This is a genomic window from Actinomadura sp. NPDC048021, from assembly GCF_040653135.1.
GTDB lineage: Bacteria > Actinomycetota > Actinomycetes > Streptosporangiales > Streptosporangiaceae > Spirillospora > Spirillospora verrucosospora.
The window spans coordinates 201,414-218,620 of the sequence record NZ_JBEZJQ010000007.1 but is presented as its reverse complement, the minus strand read 5'-3'; the positions used below and the strand labels follow the sequence as shown (position 1 = coordinate 218,620).

Here is a 17,207-nt window from a genome sequence, read left to right as displayed (position 1 = left end):
AAGCCCCAGGTAGAACGTCAGGAGGCGGCAGATGAACCGTGGCGAACACGCGAACCGGGCCGCCTCCGCGTCCCGTTCCCCGCGCGGCCCGGTCCGTACGGCCGAGAACGTTCGCGACGTACCGCGCCGCGGCCGCCCCCGCCCCCCGGCGGGTGCCGCGGAGGGCGGGCACGGCGACACACCTCGGGTCCTCGGCCGTACCGGACCGTCCCCGCGCCGCCTCCCTCCCCCGGGCCCCGTGCCGCTCGCCCCCGCGGCACCGGCGCCCCCACTGGCCGGACCGGCCGCGGCGCGCAGCCGCGCCGCCGGTCCGGCCGCAGGCATCCGGGCGCCGCGCAGGCGCCCTCTCCCGACCGCCGGGCGAGCGCCCGCGCCCGGCGCGGCACGGGAAGGAGGTGGGCCCGAGACCCGATTCGAACCGGCGCGCAGCCGGTGAGTTCAGGCGGCCGGTACTCCGTCCGACCCCCGTCCCGGCCGCCGACGCAGTCAGGGATCGCTGCGGAGCAGGGCCCGTGGAGGAGCGACACCCTCCACGGGCCCTGTTCACAGCTTCCTACGCCAGACCTGCCCGTGCACGACGTCCCCGAAGCGCTCCACCGGGTCCTCCTGCTCCTCCAGGACGAACCCGGCCCGCTCGTAGAGGCGGTGCGCGGGACGCTGCAGCGCCGTCGTCCACAGCATGATCTCGGAGTAGCCCGCCTCGGCGGCGAAGTCCACGCAGGCGCCGACCAGCGCCGCCCCGACGCCCGTCCCGCGGGCCCGCGGCTCGACGTGCAGCAGCCGGAGCTGCGCGACGTCGTCCTCCCGCCGGACGCAGAACACGGCGCCCAGCCGCTCCCCGTCCGACTCGGCGATCCAGGCGTTCTCCCGCTCCGGGTCGTGCCCGCGCACGTAGTCGGCGACGACGGAGGCGACCAGGGCCTCGTAGGTGCGGTCCCAGCCGCACTCCGCGTCGTAGAGGGCGCCGTTGCGCTCCACCACCCAGCCGAGGTCGCCGGGGCGCAGCGGGCGCAGAACGAACTCGGCTCCGCGGGGGCGCTCCCCGAGGACGTCCTGGACGGTGCGCATCGCCGCGAGCAGGCGGCGGCGGTCGACCGGGTCCAGGCCGTCCAGCAGCTCGCGGATCTCGGCGACGGACCGCTCGTCCAGCAGGGCGAACACCTCGCGGCCGCGCGGGGTGAGCCGGACGATCTGGCGCCGGGCGTCCCCCGGCGCGCGTTCCCGCGCGACGAGGCCGTCGGTCTCGAACCGGGCCAGCATCCGGCTGAGATAGCCCGCGTCGAGATCGAGGGCGCGGCGCAGGGCCAGCACCTCGCTGTCCTCGCGCTGCGCCAGCTCGAAGATCACCCTGGCCTCGGTCAGCGAGTACGGCGACCGGACGACCCCCTCGCCGAGCACCCCGATCACGCCGGTGTAGAAGCGGTTGAACGCGCGGATCGTGCCGACGTCCTCCCGGGTCGCCTCCATGCCCGCCTCCTAACGTTTGACTCAGTCAAACATTAGGCGAGACGGGCGCCGCGCGCCACCCCCAGGGGTCGTCAGACGTTCGCCTCGGCCTTCGCGGGCCGCAGTTCCCGCGCGTCGCGGACCACCCTGCGCTCGACGAAGAAGGTCATCAGCGGCACGACGCCGCCGAGCACGATCATCACCATCCGGCCCAGCGGCCAGCCGGTGCGCCGCCACAGGTCGTAGGCGACCGCCAGGTAGACCATGTAGAGGAAGCCGTGGACGGGCGCCACGATGCCCGCGAGCGCCGGCATGTCGGTGGGGCCGTACTTGAGGATCATGCCGATCACCAGCAGCACCAGCAGCGTGCCGACCACCAGCGCCAGGATCCGGTACCTGGCCACCGCGCCTTCCACAGCAAACGCACCTTTCGTTCGGCGGCCCCTCGGGCGGGGCGGGCCCCCATGGGCGGGGTGTGCGGGACGCGGGTCAGCCGCGCCCGCGGCTCTCGGAGTTGAGCCGCGCGAGGTAGCGGTTGTACGCCGCGAGCGCGGGGTCCTCTTCCTCCTGCTGCCGGATGATCTCCCGCTTGACCTCGGCCTCGGCGGGCTCCTCGATGGTCCTCGGCGCGGGCCGCACCCCGGCCCGCTCGTCCCGGACCATCTTGACCCACATCACGATCACGAAGATCGCGAAGATCGGCCACTCGAACGTGTAGGCCCAGCTGCGGTCGTTGCCGCCCTGGGCCCGGTCGAACTGCCACCAGCCGAAGCCGAGGAACGCGCCGCACAGCACGATGGCGAGCGCGTGAAGCCCGAGCCAGCCGGGGGTGAGGAACCGTCGCACGTCACCGAGCCTACCCCCGGTCCGGCGGCCCCCGACCGCGACCCCGGCCCGGCGCGCCGGGCCGTCAGGAGGGCTCCGGGCCCACGTAGACGGCGCGGGGGCGCAGCGGGCCGCGCCGCCCGTACTCCTCCAGCGCGTGCGCGAGCCACCCGGCGGTGCGGGCGACGGCGAAGACGGCCTCGCCGGCCCCCGGGACGAGCCCGGCGACGGCGCCGAGCGCCGCCAGGGAGAAGTCGACGTTGGGCTCGGGCAGGCGGCGCCGGGCGGCCTCGGCGAGCACGGCCTCCGCGGCGGCGAGCCGGTCGTGGCCGGGCGCCGCGGCCCGGACGAGGTCCATCAGCAGCGCGGCGCGCCCGTCGCCGGACTTGTAGACCGCGTGCCCGAACCCCGGCACGGGCTCGCCGCCGCGCAGCCGCTCCCCGACCACGCGGGACGCCGCCTCCGGGTCGGCGACTTCCGCGATCAGGCGTTCCGCGCCGTAGGACGCGCCGCCGTGCAGCGGGCCGCTCAGCACTCCGAGCCCGGACGCGACGACCGCGTAGGGGTCGGCGCGCACGGACGCGGCGACCCGCGCCGCGACGGTGGAGGCGGCGAGCTCGTGGTCGGCCAGCAGGATCATGGCGGCCTCGAACGCGCGCAGCAGCCCCGCGTCCCCGGGCGGGTGCGGGCACAGCCGGTTCCAGAGCCGCTCGGCGATCCGTCCGCCGCTCCCCTCGCCGCCCCGTCCGCCGCCGGGGGCCCGGTTCGCGGCGGGCAGGGCCTCGACGAGCCCGGCGATCAGCGCCCGCCCGGTCGCGACGACGCCCTCGGGATCGAGGTGGTGGCGCAGCGGGTCGGTCGCGGCGAGCGCGGCCGCGATCAGGTGGAGGCGGTCGAGCGGGAGGAGCCCCGGCGGCAGGCCGGACTGGGCCGCGACGGCCGCGGCGACGCCCTCCGCCCTGGCCCGCCAGGGCTCGGCGCCTTCCTCGGGCTCCCGGGGCTCGTCGCGCCCCTGCCACAGCCAGGCGGCGACCTCCTCGAACGTCCGGCTCCCGGCCATCTCCAGGGCGTCGCGGCCCCGGTAGTAGTGGCGGTCGGCGCCGAGCGCGGTGATCGCCGACTCGATCGCCAGCTCGCCCGGCCCCGGCGGGCGGCGGGGCCTGCCGCGCCGGGCCAGCTCCTCCACCTGTGCGGCCTCGAACAGGCTGCGGCGGCCGTCCGGCGCCTGCCGGCGCCGCAGCACGCCCCGGCTCACGTACGCGTAGAGCGTGGCGGGCTTCACACCGAGCCGCTCGGCCGCGGCCTTGGCGTCGATCCACCCGCTGAGCTGCTCTTCGTCCGCCATCCTCATCCCCGTATATTGATTTTCGTCAATATTGATACACAGGATTGCCGGTGTCAATCTGGGGCCATGCCACAGATTCACTTCCTGGACGTCACCAACCGCGACGGCGTCCAGACGGCCCGGACGGGCCTGTCCAAGTTCGGCAAGACGATGGTCAACTTCTACCTGGGGCGGCTGGGCGTGGCGCAGTCGGAGATCGGCTTCCCGTTCCTGTTCCACGAGGTCCCCTACGTCCGGGCGCAGATCGCGCTGGCGGAGGCGGGCGCGTTCGGGGACCTGCGCCTTTCGGGGTGGTGCCGGGGCGTCGCTGCGGACGTGGAGAAGGCCGCCCGGGTCCGGGCCGGAGGGACCGGGCTCGCGCACTACAACCTGTCCATCTCGACGTCCGACTACATGATCGCCAACAAGTTCCGGGGCCGCCTCGACCGCGACGCGATCATCCGGGAGACCGTCGCGGCGGTCCGCGCGGCCAAGGCGGGCGGCGCGCGGACGGTCGGGGTCAACGCCGAGGACGGCTCGCGCACCGACGAGGGCTTCCTCACCGAGTTCGCGCTCGCTGCGAAGGAGGCCGGCGCCGACCGCGTCCGGTACTGCGACACGATCGGCGGCGACACGCCGGAGCGCATCAGGGAGCGCTTCGCCGGGCTCGCCTCCGCCGTCGCGATGCCGGTCGAGACCCACTGCCACAACGACCTCGGCATGGCCGTGGCCAACTCCGTCAGCGGCGCGCTCGGCGCCCTGGAGGCCGGCCAGGACGCCTGGATCAACACGTGCGTGAACGGCATCGGCGAGCGCTCGGGCAACGCCGACCTGCTGTCGACGATCCTGGCGTTCCGCCACGGCTTCGGCCTTGAGGGGCGCGCCGAGATCGGCGATCCGATCGACCTCGGGTGGGCGCGCCGCTTCGCGCTGTGGGCGAGCTACGCGTTCGGCCAGCCGCTGCCCGCCAACCAGGTCGGCGTGGGACGGAACGCGTTCGCGCACGAGTCCGGCATCCACGCGGACGGCGCGCTGAAGGACCACGGCAACTACGAGCTGTACGACGAGGCGACGCTCGGCCCCTTCCCCGACGACTGGCACGCCCGTCCCGGCCGCGTCGTGCTGACCGGCGAGTACGGCGGCAAGGCGGGCTTCCGGCACGTGATGGACGGCCTCGGCGCCGAGCCCGCCGACGAGGACCTGGCCTTCCGGCTCGTCCAGCTCTGCAACGCCCAGACGGGCCGCCCGCTGACCGACGACGAGCTGCGCCTCATCGCCGCCCACCCGCGCGAACTGGCGCTGCTCTTCCCCGACCAGATCTCCTGATCGCGGATTCGGCCTGATTTGTCAGTCTGAAGCCCTACGTTTCCGGCATGGCGAGCAGCACGATGGCGGCAGGGGCCGCGCAGTCGTACCGGTACACGAGCCCGTCCGGGCTGGACGAAGGGCTCCTGGGGCTCTCCACGTCCGGCGGGACGACCAGCAGCGGGCCGCAGGCGCACCCGCACTTCTTCAGCGGCGTGCTCACGCAGCCGGGGGCCGCGGCGGCCGGACTGCTCGCCCTGGCCGACGTCGCGCAGACCCGGTACTACCAGCCGCGTCCCACCTCGTTCCGGGATCCGGTCGTCACGTGCAACGGCGACCGGATCCGGATGGAGTCCTTCTCCGCCTGCGGCGGCGTGTACGCCCGGCTGGACGTGCTGGAGCCGGCGCTGGACGGCGAGGTCCACGAGCGCGGCACGACGAACGTGGACGTGAACGGGCCGCTGCGCGAGGCGCTCGCCCGCGTGGGCGGGTCCGACCCGCTGCACCTGGCGGTCGGCGCCGGGGAGATGGCCGTCACCACGATGGACGGGGCCGTGGTGGAGAAGAAGGTCCCGCTCCCCGACCGCTGGCTGCGCGGCTTCGCCGAGGTCCAGGTCATCACGGCCGGGTTCGACCCGCGCGGGGAGCTGGCCGGGCCCGACGCGGTGCGGTTCCTGCGGTCCCTGCCCCGCGGGGGGCGCGGGCCGCTGTGGGTCGTCCCCGCGGGCCGGACGCTGCGGGTCGCGGCGCGCCCGTCTCCCGGGGCGGTCTGCCTGGCGGGGCCCGACCGGCTGCGGACGCTGCTGCCGCTGCTCCGCTTCGCGAAGGCGCTCCGCGTCTACGGGCCGCCCGTCGCCGGCGGGAGCGGGCCGGTGTCGAGCGTCTGGGAGCTGGAGCTGCCCGGCATGCGGTACGTCCTGACCCTGTCGCCGCAGCACTCGCGCGGCTTCTCCGGGGAGGGCGCCGTGCTGGACGCCGTCTCGACCGACGAGGCGGCGGGGGACGCCGACCTGCTCGGCGCCCTGCTGTCCTTCGAGCCGCGCGTGGAGCCGGGCCTCCTGGCCGAGCGGTCGGGGCTCCCGCTCTCGCGGACGAAGGCGGCGCTGGTCCAGCTCGGGACGTCCGGCCGCGTCGGCTTCGACACCGCCGAGGCCGCGTACTTCCACCGCGAACTGCCCTACGACCCGGCGCGGGTGGCCGACCTCAACCCGCGGCTGCGTTCGGCGCGCGCGCTGGTCGAGGAGGGCGCCGTGCGGTTCACCGCCGAGGACGCGGCGGTCGTCTCCGGCAACGGCGGCGAGCGCCAGGTCCGCTTCGACGGCGACCGCGCCACCTGCACCTGCCCGTGGTGGTACGACCACCGGGGCGGGCGCGGCCCGTGCAAGCACGTCCTCGCCGCCCGGATCGTCCGCCGCGAGGCGAGCGCGGAGGCGGCCCGATGAGCGCCCGCGAGGACGACCTCCAGAAGGCGCTCCACGCCGGCGACGTGGAGCTGACGGCGCGCCTGGTCGCCGAGCTCGACGACGACGCCCGCCGCGCCGTCGCCAAGGACCTGCCCGACCGCCTGAAGGCGATGCGCGCCGCGACGCGCCACGGCGAGCTGCCCCACATGACGCTGGAGCCGCTGCTGGTCGCCGGCGCCGGCACGCTCGGCGGGCCGGCGGCCGCGGCCGCGTGGCTGTGCCGCCGCGACCTGCGCGTGTGGTGGACCCAGGACGGCCCCGCCCGGACCTGCGAGACGCTGCGCGCGGTCACGTCCACGCGCCCGGACGAGTGGCGCGCCGAGGTCGCCCGGCGCGTCGCCGACCGGTTCCGCGTCTCCGGCGGCGAGTCGCTGCTGTGGCACATGGCGGCGGTGCTGGCCGAGTCGGCCGGGACGGTCCCCGAGTCGGACGGTTTCGTGGTCGGCTGGGTGACCGAGCGCGACCTCCCCGACGCCGGCGACCCGTTCCTGGACGCGCTCGTCCCGAGGCTGTTCGACGTGGAGGCCGTGGGAGGCGCCCTCGCCGACGACGGGGCGAGGCCCCAGTGGAACCGTCCCCGCATAGGCGGCTGGGCAGGCGCCCTCGCCGGCCTGGCCGCGACCGGGCGGCTCGACCGCGCGGTCCTGCTCGACGGCTGCGTCCGCCGCTTCCTGCGCGGCGGCACCGCCCGCGACCTCCGCTGGTTCATCGCGCTGCACGACACGCTGGAGCCCGACGACGACGAGACGGCCGCCCGCGTGCGCGACTACGTCCGCCTGCTCCCGGCCGCGCCCTCGACCGTCGCGGGACTCGCCCTGCGCCAGGTCCGCCGCGTCGACGACCAGGGCGGGCTCGACGCCGCGCTGTTCGACGAGGCCGCGGACGCGCTGCTGTTCCGTCCCGAGAAGAAGCTCGTCCAGGCCGCGCTGATCTGGCTCGACCGCACGGCCCGCAAGCGCGACCGGGTCGACGCCACGCTGCGCGCAGTCACGGCCGTCTTCCACTCCGACGCGCTCGACCTGCGCGAACGCGCCGTCGCGATCGCCGCCAAGCACGCCGCCCACGCGAGCGGGGCCGTCCACGAGGAGGTCCGTGCCGCCGCCCGCGACCTGCCCGCCGTCCTGCGCGAGCCCGTGGCCGCGGCGTTCGGCGCGGTCGAGACGACCGACGACTCCGAGCGGTCCCCGGGACCGCCGCCCTTCACCCCGCGCGAGGCGCCCGCCCCGATCGGCTCCCTCGACGAGCTGGCCGAGGAGTTCGCGGTCCTGCTGCGCGCCGACGAGGAGTGGCGCACGTCCGAACGCTTCCTGGCCGCGCTCGTCGAGTTCACCTACCGCGACCCGGAGGCGACGCGCGCGGCACTCCGGAAACCCGCCGGCGACGTCGCCCCCTGGCTCACCGACTCCGACCGTCACGGGTACTGGCGCGCCTACGTGAAGGCGAGCTGGATCGCGCTGCCGGTGCGGAGCCTCCTGCACCCGCCGAAATCGCACGGCCTCAGGGATGCGCTCGCCTCCCTCCTGAAGGGGCGGTCCCGCGCGGCCGGGACGGTGTTCAGCCCGCAGATGGAGCGCTTCCTCACCCTGCGCAGGCACGAGATCGCGTCCGTGGTCGGGAAGGTGCCCGTCCTCCTCGCGACCCCGACCGAGGGCAGCGGCCACGTCGACCCGGACGTGCTGGTCGCGCGGCTCGAACGGATCGAGGCGGCGGGCGCGGAACCGGGGCGGGCCGACCTCACGCAGGCGATGCTACGCGTGCCGCGCGAGATCGACCCGGCCGCGGTGGGACGCGCGCGGCGGCTGGAGTCCAAGGCGGGCCGGACCCTCGCGGCCTGGCTGGCGGACGGCGGGCTCGCCGACCCCGCCGTCGAGTGCACGGTCCTCGACAAGCCCCTCGCGAGCGTCCGCGGCCGCACGCTGCGCCTGCCGACCCGGATCCTGTCCACGGTGGACGTCCCCGGCGACTCCGACATCGCCCACCTGTGCGCCTTCCCCGAGGACGGCTGGACGGACTTCGGAACGGCGGGGATCCACGCGGCCCAGGGGTTCTGGCCGTCGGTCCTGCCGTCCCACCGCGAGGTGACCGCCGCGCATCTCGCCCCCGACCTGGCGGGCGCGAGCGAGGAGGAGCTGGGCCAGGGCGCCGTCATGCTCGACCTGGCCGGGGCCGACGGGCCCACCGGCTCCGCCACCGGGACGCTGCTCGCCTGCGCGCTCGCCCACCGGAGCCAGAACGAGCGCGCGGACGCCGTCGAGGCGCTGCTCGTCCTCAGCGCCCGGGGCGACCTGCCGGCGGCCGAGACGGGCACGGCGCTCGGACGGCTCGCCGCCCTGAAGCGCCTCACCCTCCCCCGCGCGGTGAAGGCCCTCACGGCGGCCGCCGACGGCGGCGGGCACGCCGGAGTCTGGGCGATCCTCGCCGCGGCCCTCCCGCACGCGCTCCCCGCCCCCGGCGAGCGCGCCGTGACCGGGGTCCCCGACCTCATCGCCCTGGCGACCCGCCTGGCGGAGACGACCGGCGCCCGGGACGCCGTCCCGGGCCTTGAGGACGTGGCCGCCCGCGGCGGTTCCAGCCGCCTGGTGAAGGAGTCCGCCCGCCTGCACCGCACGCTCGCAACGTGATGGGCCAGGCCGGTGTTGGAAGAGGAGCCGGTCCGGTGTGGGACGCTGAGCCCGGCGGAAGGAGCGCTGAACGATGACCGAGACCCTGGCGTTCGGAACGGTCGACACCGTGCTCGGCCGCCTGCTCGTCGGCGAGACCGAGACGGGGGTCGTCTCGCTGCACTTCCGCGACACCCCGGCCGCGCGCGCCCGCACCGCCAAGGCGACCGCGCTGCCCGTCGTGGACGCCCCCGCCCGCCTCGCCCCGGCCCTGGCGGCCCTGCGGGACTACTTCACCGGCGACCTGAAGCACTTCGAGCTGCCCATCGACTGGCGGCTGACGTCCGACGTCCAGCGGCAGGTGCTCTCCACGCTGTACGAGACCGTCCCCTACGGGCAGGTCCTCACCTACGGCGACCTGGGAGAGCTCAGCGGCACCGGCGTCCACGCCCAGGTCATCGGCCAGGTCATGGGCTCCAACCCGATCCCTCTGATCGTCCCCTGCCACCGCGTCGTCGCCTCGAACGGGCTCGGCGGCTACAGCGGGGGCTCCGGCGTCGAGGTCAAGCGCTGGCTCCTCACCCTCGAAGGCTCCGTCCCCGCCACCCTCGACTGGGACATCGACCGGGGGCCGTGACCTCCCGGGCCGCGGCGGGCGGCGCTAGGCCTTCGCCTGGGCGTAGGTGACGCCCGTGAGGTTCTCGGACACGTCCCAGAGGCGCTCGCCCAGGCCGGGACGGTCCGCCTGCCGGGGCGTGACGACCTTGGCCGGAGCGCCCCGGTACTGGAACAGGCGGGGGCCGTAGCAGGCCCCGCCGCGCACGTCCGGCGCCGTCGCGGCGTAGAGGGACGGGAGCGCGCCCGCGGCGGCCGACTGCGCCATCACCGCGTTGCCCAGCCCGGTGGCCTTCTCCATGAGCGTGTTGCCCTGCATGCGCGGCCCCGCCTGCTGCAGGTTCGTCGCGGCGTAACCGGGGTGGGCGGCGACGCTGGTCACCTCCGGGACGCGCCGGTCGAGCTCCTTGGCGAAGACCAGGTTGGCGAGCTTGGCCTGGCCGTAGGCGGTCCACTTGCGGTACCGGCGCTCGCCCTGCAGGTCGTCGAAGTCGATACGGCCCGTCCAGGCGAAGCCCGAGGTGACGGTGACGACGCGGGCGGACGGGGCGGCGCGCAGCGCGGTCAGCAGGAGGCCGGTGAGCGCGAAGTGGCCGAGGTGGTTCGTGCCGAACTGCATCTCGAAGCCGTCGGCGGTGGAGCGGCGCGGGATCGCCATCACCCCGGCGTTGTTGACCAGGATGTCGAGCGGCGCCTCGCCGTGCCGGGCCGCGAACTCCCGCACGGACGCCAGGTCGGCGAGGTCGAGGGAGCCCAGGACGAGGTCGCCCTGCGGCGCGGCGGCCTTCATCCGCTCCAGGGCGGCCCGGCCGCGCTCGGCGCTGCGGCAGGCCAGCACGACGGACGCGCCGTGCCGGGCGAGCTGGAGCGCGGTGTGGTAGCCGATGCCGCTGTTGGCCCCGGTGACGATCGCCCGCCGCCCGCGCAGATCGGGGATGTCTCCGGCCGTCCATCCGCCCATGGGGGCACCTCCACGTCCTGTCGCGAATCCACAAGTTAGACGGGCCATCGAATACGAGGCAACGCCCGCGCGGTGTGGCGCGATTCACACCCCCGGCGAACGCGCCCCCCGGCCGGAGGGCGCGTTCCCGGTCAGGCCGGAAGGGCCCTCTCGATGGCGGTGACGACCTCGGCGGACTCCGGCTCGGTCTGGGGCGCGAAGCGGGCCGCGACGGCGCCGTCCGGAGCGATCAGGAACTTCTCGAAGTTCCACCGGATGTCGCCGGTGTGGCCCTCGCCGTCGGGGACGCCGACGAGCTCCCGGTACAGCGGGTGCCGGCCCTCGCCGTTGACCTCGACCTTCTCGGTCATCGGGAACGTGACCCCGTAGGTCGCCGAGCAGAACTCGGCGATCTCCTCGGAGCTGCCGGGCTCCTGCCCCATGAACTGGTTGCAGGGGACGCCGAGGACGGTGAAGCCCCGTCCGGCGTACGTCTCCTGCAGCCGCTCCAGGCCGGAGTACTGCGGGGTGAGGCCGCACTTGGAGGCGACATTGACGACCAGGACGGCCTTGCCCCGGTACTGCTCGAGGTCCGCGGGCCCGCCGCGCAGGCCCTCGATCTCTACGTCGAAGACAGACATGGGGCCGATCCTAGGAGATCGCTCCGCGGATCGGCCGCGTCCTCGCCGCTGACGCCGCCGGCGGGCGGGTGGTTCCCGCCGCCGGCCGCCCTCACGCCCTCGGGGCGCCGGTCAGTTGCCCAAGGCGTTCACGAAGGCGGCGAGCTGGTTGCCCGCGTTGCCCAACTCACTGAAGGCGTTGTTGACCACTCCTGCCGCATCCGTCGGTGAGCTCAGCAAGTAGAAGATGACGAAGGCGATCGCCACATAGCGGAGGTTCTTCTTCATCCGTAACGCCATCCCTGTCCGTAGCGCGCGACACAATCGACCCGATCTCCATTGTGCCCAGCCGCGTCTGCCCGCAAAGCGCGATTTTACTGTGACGTACGGGCAACTTCATGGTGGCGTCGCGAAGAGAAGCCCCGCACCGGCGGGGGCACGGGGCCCGGGACCCGGCGTTCAGTTCGGGATGGCGCTCATGAACTGCGACAACGACTCGGCGGCGTTGCCGAGCCCGCTCAGGGCGCCGTTGACGAGATGCGCCGCCCCCTCGGGCCTGCTGATGACGTACCACGCCGTGAAGGCGATGGCGGCGATCTTCATGTGCTTCTTGTTCACTTCAACCACCCTCTGCGGTCGATCACTTACTCTCAGTGATTCCCCAGGGTGGCCTAAGAGAGATCAAGAGGGGACAAAGAGCAGGTCAGGTCCCCTTGGCGTGCCGGTGGAGATAGTCGATGTAGAAGGGCCGCAGGGCGTCGGCCATCTCGCCCTCCCCCGCGTGCGTGAACTCCTCCAGGAGCGACAGGCCGTGGAGGAGGTCGAACTCGGCGCGGCCGACCTCCCCCGTGGCCGCCGCGGCGGCCGGGATGGCCCGCAGCAGGTCCCACACGAAGCCGACGTCGCGCCGCTCCTTGGCGACGCCCATCGCTCGCTCGTACAGCTCCTTGGACGTCAGGTCGTCCAGATTCCCGCCGTCCGGCGTCTGTTCGGACATGATCCGACTCTATTCGAGCGTCCGGCCCGTCACCTCGCGCCGGGGGGCGAGGCTCCGGGCCGGGACGTCACTTCGTGATGACGCTCGGCGGGATCTCCTGGTCCTGCTTCAGCGCGCCGAAGAGCGTGGAGGCCTTGGACCTGTCCCAGGTGATGTAGGACCCGGCGGAGGCCGAGCTCCCCGCGCCCCCGATCGGGACGGTCGTCGTGACGCCGCCGCCGCCGCTGACGCCCTTCATCGCCCACATCATGCGGACCAGGTCGTACAGGTGGTCGCCGTCGTCCACCAGGAAGTTGCTGGTGGCGTTCATGGCCAGCGGGACGCTGCGGAACGGGTTGAGCATCGTGCCCGGACTCGTGGCCTTCTTCATCAGCGCGCCGAAGAACTGCCGCTGGTGCTCCACGCGTTCGAGGTCGGCGCGGGCGAAGGCGCGGGTCCGGACGTAGCCGAGCGCCTCGCCGCCGTCCAGCGTCTGGCATCCGGCCTTGAGGTTCAGCCCCGCCTTGCGGTCCTTGATGTTCTCCTTGACGCAGATGTCGACGCCGCCGACGGCGTCCACGACGCCCACGAAGCCGCCGAAGCCGATCTCGGCGTAGTGGTCGATGTGGAGCCCGGTGGCCTTCTCCACGGTCTGCACGAGCAGCTTGGGCCCGCCGAAGGCGAACGCCGCGTTCAGCTTGTTCGAGCCGTGCCCGGGGATCGGGAGGTAGGAGTCGCGCGGCAGGCTGATGAGGGACGTCCCCCCGGAGCCGTAGTGCAGCAGCATCATCGAGTCGGTGCGGCGCCCGGAGGCGAACCCGGTCGCGAGGCGCTTCTGGTCGTCCTTCGACAGGCCCTCGCGGCTGTCGGAGCCGACGATCAGCCAGTTCGTCCCCGGGGTGTCGGCGACCCGGCCCGCGTAGTCCACGAGGACCGACTCGCGCTTCAGCCGGGAGTCCAGGTAGAAGTAGCCGCCGACGACGACCACCAGGAGCACGGCGAGGAGGCCGCCGAGCACCCGCGGCCAGCGCCGCCGGCGCCGCCGCCGGTAGGGCCCGCCGCCGTGGGGGCCGCCCTGGTCGGCCCGTCCCCCGGCGAGCTGGTCGCCGGCGTACGGGTCGTCGTAGGGGTCCCCGTAGGTGTCCCGCCCGTAGGCGGCGTGGTGGTGCTCCGCGCGTGCGGAGTTCTCCCTGCTGCGCCCCACGGGGTCGCCCTCCTTGCGTGTCCGGCCCTGCGGCCAGCCGTCGGTCATGCCGTAGACCCTAGACAACCCGGGCGTGCCGCGCGTCCGTCCGGCGCATGATTGTCCACACCGACAAATCACCGCGCTCTGGGAGGAAAGAACCGGACACCGTCCCCCTGAAGGCGCATGCTGCCGCCGGCCGGTAGTACGCGCGCACGACCGTGCACGTGCGCACGACGGCCTTCTCCCGGCGGGAGCGCCCCGCCGGCCGTTCCGGCGCCGCCCGGCTAGATGTAGAGGCCGAACCCTCCCTCCTCCTCGCGGGGCGGGGCCTCGGGCAGGTCCTCGGGGCGCAGCAGCGCGACCTCGGCGGGGTCGATCTCGCCTGCCGCCGCGTCCTCCTTGGCGGTGATGCGCTGGGCCTGCCGGGAGATCGTCGCCTCCAGCAGGTTGCGGACGAGCCGGGCGTTGCCGAACGAGGAGCCGCGCGGCTGGGCCGCGACGAGGCGGCGGAGCCCCTCCAGGATGCCGGGGGCGAGCGCGAACCCGTCCTCCGCCGCCATGAACTCGAAGATCGTGACGAGTTCGTCGTCGGAGTAGTCGGGGAAGCGCAGCCGCTTCGGGAACCGCGACTTCAGCCCGGGGTTGGCGTCCAGGAAGCGCTCCATCTCGGCGTCGTAGCCGGCCACGATGACCACCAGGTCGCCGCGGTGCTCCTCCATCAGCCGCAGCAGCTCGGCGATCGCCTCGTGGCCGAAGTCGCGCCGGTCGCCGCCGCCGGACGCCAGCGTGTAGGCCTCGTCCACGAACAGCACGCCGCCGAGGGCGCGGCCGACCGCGTCCCGCACGCGCGGCGCGGTCTGCCCGATGAACTCGGCGACGAGGTCGGCGCGGCTGACCTCCACCAGGTGCCCGGACGACAGCAGGCCGAGCCGGGCGAACACGGCCGCGATGAGCCGCGCGATCGTCGTCTTGGCCGTGCCCGGGTTGCCGGAGAACACCATGTGCCGCGCCGGGGGCGCCGGCGACACCTTGGCGTCGCGCCGCAGCTGCTCGGCGCGAACCTCGGCGACCAGCGCCGCCACCTCCCGCTTGATGTCGGCCAGGCCGATCAGCCGCTCGACCTCCGCGAGCGGGTCGCCGGGGACGTCGTCGCGGCCGCGGGTGAGGGTGTCGGGGACGTCCTCCGGCAGGATCACGTCGAGCGACTCGTCCTCGTCGACGATCCCGTCGGCCAGGACGCGGCGCCCCTGCCCCGCGACGGCCCGTTCGAGCAGGTTCGTCATGATGCGGACGTTGCCGACCCCGCGCTCGCGCGGCGCCGCCTCGACGAGCGCGCGCACCTTGTCCAGGACGCCGGGGGCCAGCTCGAACCCCGAGTCGGCGGCCTTGGCGGTGAACACCTCCACCAGCTCCGCGTCGGTGAGGTCGGGGAAGCGAAGCGTGCGGGGGAAGGCGGCGGCGAGATCGGGGTGGGCCTTCAGCAGCCCGTTCATCTCCGCCGCCGGGCCGGTCAGCACGACGACGAGGTCCTCGGTGTGCGCCTGGACGCTCGTCAGCAGCACGTCGAGCACCTCGCGGCCGCGCGCCGCGTCGGCCGCCGCCGACACCAGGGCGTGCGCGTCGCGGACGACCAGGACGCCGCCGTGGGCCTGCTCCACCGCCCTGCGGACGCGCAGGACGCTCTCGCTGGCGTACTCGCCGAGCAGGTCGGCGCGCTCCACCTCGACCGTGTGGCCGGACGACAGCACGCCGAGGTCGGCGTAGATCCGGCCGAGGATCCGCGCGACCTTGCCCTTGCCCGTGCCGGTGTTGCCGGTGAAGACCAGGTGCCGCAGCCGGGTCCGCGCCGTCATGCCCGCCTCGCGGCGCAGCCGGGCGGCCTTGGCCTCGGCGACGAGCGCGTCGACCTCCCGCTTGACGGGCTCGATGCCGACGCAGGCGGCCAGCTCGGCGAGGGGGTCGGACTCGGCGGGACGGCCGGCGATGAGCCGCTGCGGCAGGTCCGCGGCGGTGATCTCCAGGGGTCCGGCGTCCGTCCCGTCCTCCCGGGCCCGCCGGTCCGCCGCGGCGACGGCCTGGCCCGCCATGTGCTCCACCAGCCGGGCGCCGCGCAGGTTCAGCATCGGCGGGGTGCGGCGGAGCAGGGCGCCGGCGGCCGCGGCGACCTCCGCGCCGGCGCGCGCGCCGCGCCGGGCGGCGGCCAGGGCGAACAGCTCGGCGAAGTCGTCCTCGGCGAAGTCGCGGGTGCGGGCGACGTCGAACGCCCGGACCAGCGCGGGGTTGGCGTCGAAGAGCCGCCGGTCGCCGCCGGGGCGGCACAGGGCGACGACGTTGAGGGACGGCGAGCGCGCCATGAGGCGCCGCAGCTCCTCGGCCGCGGCGGCGCCGCACCGCTCGTGCGCGGCGAGCTTCTCCAGGTCGTCCACGACCAGGAGCATGCGGGCCTCCAGGCAGTCGCGGACGCGGGCCTGCAGCCACAGGACGGCGTCGCTCACGCCGAGCGAGGCGAAGACCTGGTCGGAGATCCACAGCGCCTCGCGGACGGCGCCGCCCTCGCCGAGGGCGGCCTCGACGATCTCGGCGGCGGTGCCCTTGCCGGTGCCCTCCGGGCCCGCGACGAGCAGCCGGACCGGCCGCCGTCCGGCCAGCCGCTCCGCCACGGCGTCCTGCACCGCGCGCGAAAGCTCCGGCTGCCCGACCAGCGGCGGCCCGCTCTCCTCGGCGGGTTCGGCCCGCTCGGCGGGGTCGGCGGCGTCCCGCCGGCCGTCCTCGCCGGAGCCGAACTTCAGCGTGTTGAAGACCCGCCGGACGGTGAACAACCGTCGCAGGTCGGCCTGGAACGGGCGCACCGGCACCCGGGAGCGCGGGATGACCGGCGCCTCCGGCAGGCCCTGCGTCGCGCCGGTGAACCGCACCGCCATGTCCAGCCAGGCGCGGGCCGCGTCCGCCTCGCCCGCGACGAGGCCGCGCGCGAGCCATGCCCGCACGTCGGACTGCCACGCCTCGGCGGCGAAGCCCTCGCGGGCGGCGCGGAACCGCTCCTCCACGTTCTCGTAGCGGGTGGTGCCCAGCACGACCGCCAGTTCGGCTGGGACGACCGCGGCGTCGGCCGCCAGCAGCAGGCGCGCCAGCGCGGTGTCGGGCTCGGCCGTGTCGGCGACGGCCCCGGCCAGCCTCTCGTGCGCGGCGTCCAGCCCCTCGCACACCCAGCCGAGGTAGCCCACCGGCCCGGCCAGCTCGGGCAGGACGGCCAGCTCCTCCTCGGTCAGGCCGGAGACCCAGACGTCCTCCAGCCGACGGTTGGGGACGGTCATGTCCGCCTCGCGCAGCGCGGGGTCGGCGGCGCGCCGGTCGAACAGGTCCATCAGCGTCCGCCGGCGCCGCTCCAGCGGCTCCAGGCCCTCGAAGACGTCCAGCCCGGCGCGCGCCAGCTCGAACATCACCGCGCGCCGCTCCCGGTCGTCCCCGGCCGGCTCGGGCAGCCACAGGCCCGGCGGGCGCCACCGCCCGCCCTGGCTGAACCACGCCAACGGGTCCCGCACGGCCGACTCGGGCGTCGCCAGGAACGCCGACAGCAGCTCGTAGTCGACGTCGCCCCGCGACCCGCCGCGCAGCGCCGACGCGCCCAGCAGGAACGTCAGCAGCGACCACTGCTCCGCCCCCGCCGCGCTGGTCCCGCTTCCGTAGAAGTCGCTGAGCTGCCGCGTCAGCACGACGGCGCGCTGGTCGGTGTTGTAGGCGACCGCGCGCTCGCGCATCTCCTCGTACAGGCCGTCGGGCACGCGCCAGGGGCCGTAGGCGTACACGTCGAGGACCGGCTCCTCAGTGAGCAGCACTTCGAGATGGTCCGGCAGCCGGGGGGAACTCACCTGGGGTCGTCTCCTACGCAGCGGATCGTCGAGGCAAT

Annotated in this window: 15 protein-coding genes; 4 read left to right on the top strand and 11 right to left on the bottom strand. The window is 74.8% G+C overall.

All coding sequences use genetic code 11. The features are described from left to right. Positions 1-543: 543 nt before the first annotated feature. The 4 genes from AB0C87_RS14290 to AB0C87_RS14275 form a co-directional block, all read right to left on the bottom strand. Complete coding sequence (locus AB0C87_RS14290; RefSeq protein ID WP_345184579.1) at positions 544-1,467, bottom strand: GNAT family N-acetyltransferase; 924 nt, start codon at positions 1,465-1,467, stop codon at positions 544-546. A 71-nt stretch (positions 1,468-1,538) separates the two neighbouring features. Then, on the bottom strand, positions 1,539-1,862 hold the full coding sequence (locus tag AB0C87_RS14285; protein ID WP_345184581.1) for a DUF3817 domain-containing protein: 324 nt from the start codon (positions 1,860-1,862) through the stop codon (positions 1,539-1,541). A gap of 73 nt (positions 1,863-1,935) precedes the next feature. Continuing rightward, positions 1,936-2,292, bottom strand: a complete 357-nt coding sequence (locus tag AB0C87_RS14280; protein ID WP_360577753.1) for a hypothetical protein — start codon at positions 2,290-2,292, stop codon at positions 1,936-1,938. 64 nt (positions 2,293-2,356) lie between these two features. Further along, on the bottom strand, positions 2,357-3,622 hold the full coding sequence (locus AB0C87_RS14275) for a citrate/2-methylcitrate synthase (protein WP_360577751.1): 1,266 nt from the start codon (positions 3,620-3,622) through the stop codon (positions 2,357-2,359). Between the two features lie 60 nt (positions 3,623-3,682). On the opposite strand from AB0C87_RS14275, the gene AB0C87_RS14270 reads away from it, so the two are divergent. From AB0C87_RS14270 to AB0C87_RS14255, 4 genes are all read left to right on the top strand, one after another. After that, entirely contained in the window at positions 3,683-4,921 is a 1,239-nt protein-coding gene (locus tag AB0C87_RS14270; protein WP_353834506.1) for a hypothetical protein, read from the top strand. Between the two features lie 47 nt (positions 4,922-4,968). Further along, positions 4,969-6,342: an SWIM zinc finger family protein gene (locus AB0C87_RS14265; RefSeq protein ID WP_360577749.1), complete on the top strand. Its 1,374-nt coding sequence runs from the start codon at positions 4,969-4,971 to the stop codon at positions 6,340-6,342. Next, entirely contained in the window at positions 6,339-8,984 is a 2,646-nt protein-coding gene (locus AB0C87_RS14260) for a DUF6493 family protein (protein WP_360577747.1), read from the top strand. The genes AB0C87_RS14265 and AB0C87_RS14260 overlap by 4 nt, the downstream gene beginning before the upstream one ends. Before the next feature lie 73 nt (positions 8,985-9,057). After that, positions 9,058-9,600 carry a methylated-DNA--[protein]-cysteine S-methyltransferase gene (locus AB0C87_RS14255; protein WP_360577745.1) on the top strand — a complete coding sequence of 181 codons (543 nt, stop codon included), beginning with the start codon at positions 9,058-9,060 and terminating at the stop codon, positions 9,598-9,600. A 24-nt stretch (positions 9,601-9,624) separates the two neighbouring features. Here AB0C87_RS14255 and AB0C87_RS14250 read toward each other — a convergent pair whose 3' ends face one another. The 7 genes from AB0C87_RS14250 to AB0C87_RS14220 form a co-directional block, all read right to left on the bottom strand. Continuing rightward, complete coding sequence (locus tag AB0C87_RS14250; RefSeq protein WP_353834509.1) at positions 9,625-10,539, bottom strand: oxidoreductase; 915 nt, start codon at positions 10,537-10,539, stop codon at positions 9,625-9,627. 131 nt (positions 10,540-10,670) lie between these two features. Then, complete coding sequence (locus AB0C87_RS14245) at positions 10,671-11,159, bottom strand: glutathione peroxidase (protein WP_353834510.1); 489 nt, start codon at positions 11,157-11,159, stop codon at positions 10,671-10,673. Positions 11,160-11,270: 111 nt separating this feature from the next. Next, positions 11,271-11,426: a hypothetical protein gene (locus tag AB0C87_RS14240; RefSeq protein ID WP_185025660.1), complete on the bottom strand. Its 156-nt coding sequence runs from the start codon at positions 11,424-11,426 to the stop codon at positions 11,271-11,273. Between the two features lie 171 nt (positions 11,427-11,597). Beyond that, on the bottom strand, positions 11,598-11,756 hold the full coding sequence (locus tag AB0C87_RS14235) for a hypothetical protein (protein ID WP_179278923.1): 159 nt from the start codon (positions 11,754-11,756) through the stop codon (positions 11,598-11,600). Between the two features lie 85 nt (positions 11,757-11,841). Beyond that, a complete protein-coding gene (locus tag AB0C87_RS14230; RefSeq protein ID WP_353834511.1) occupies positions 11,842-12,135 on the bottom strand; it encodes a hypothetical protein in 294 nt (97 codons plus the stop codon). Between the two features lie 67 nt (positions 12,136-12,202). Beyond that, complete coding sequence (locus AB0C87_RS14225; protein ID WP_353834512.1) at positions 12,203-13,366, bottom strand: LCP family protein; 1,164 nt, start codon at positions 13,364-13,366, stop codon at positions 12,203-12,205. Between the two features lie 218 nt (positions 13,367-13,584). After that, positions 13,585-17,169 carry an AAA family ATPase gene (locus tag AB0C87_RS14220; protein ID WP_360577742.1) on the bottom strand — a complete coding sequence of 1,195 codons (3,585 nt, stop codon included), beginning with the start codon at positions 17,167-17,169 and terminating at the stop codon, positions 13,585-13,587. Between the last annotated feature and the right edge of the window lie 38 nt (positions 17,170-17,207).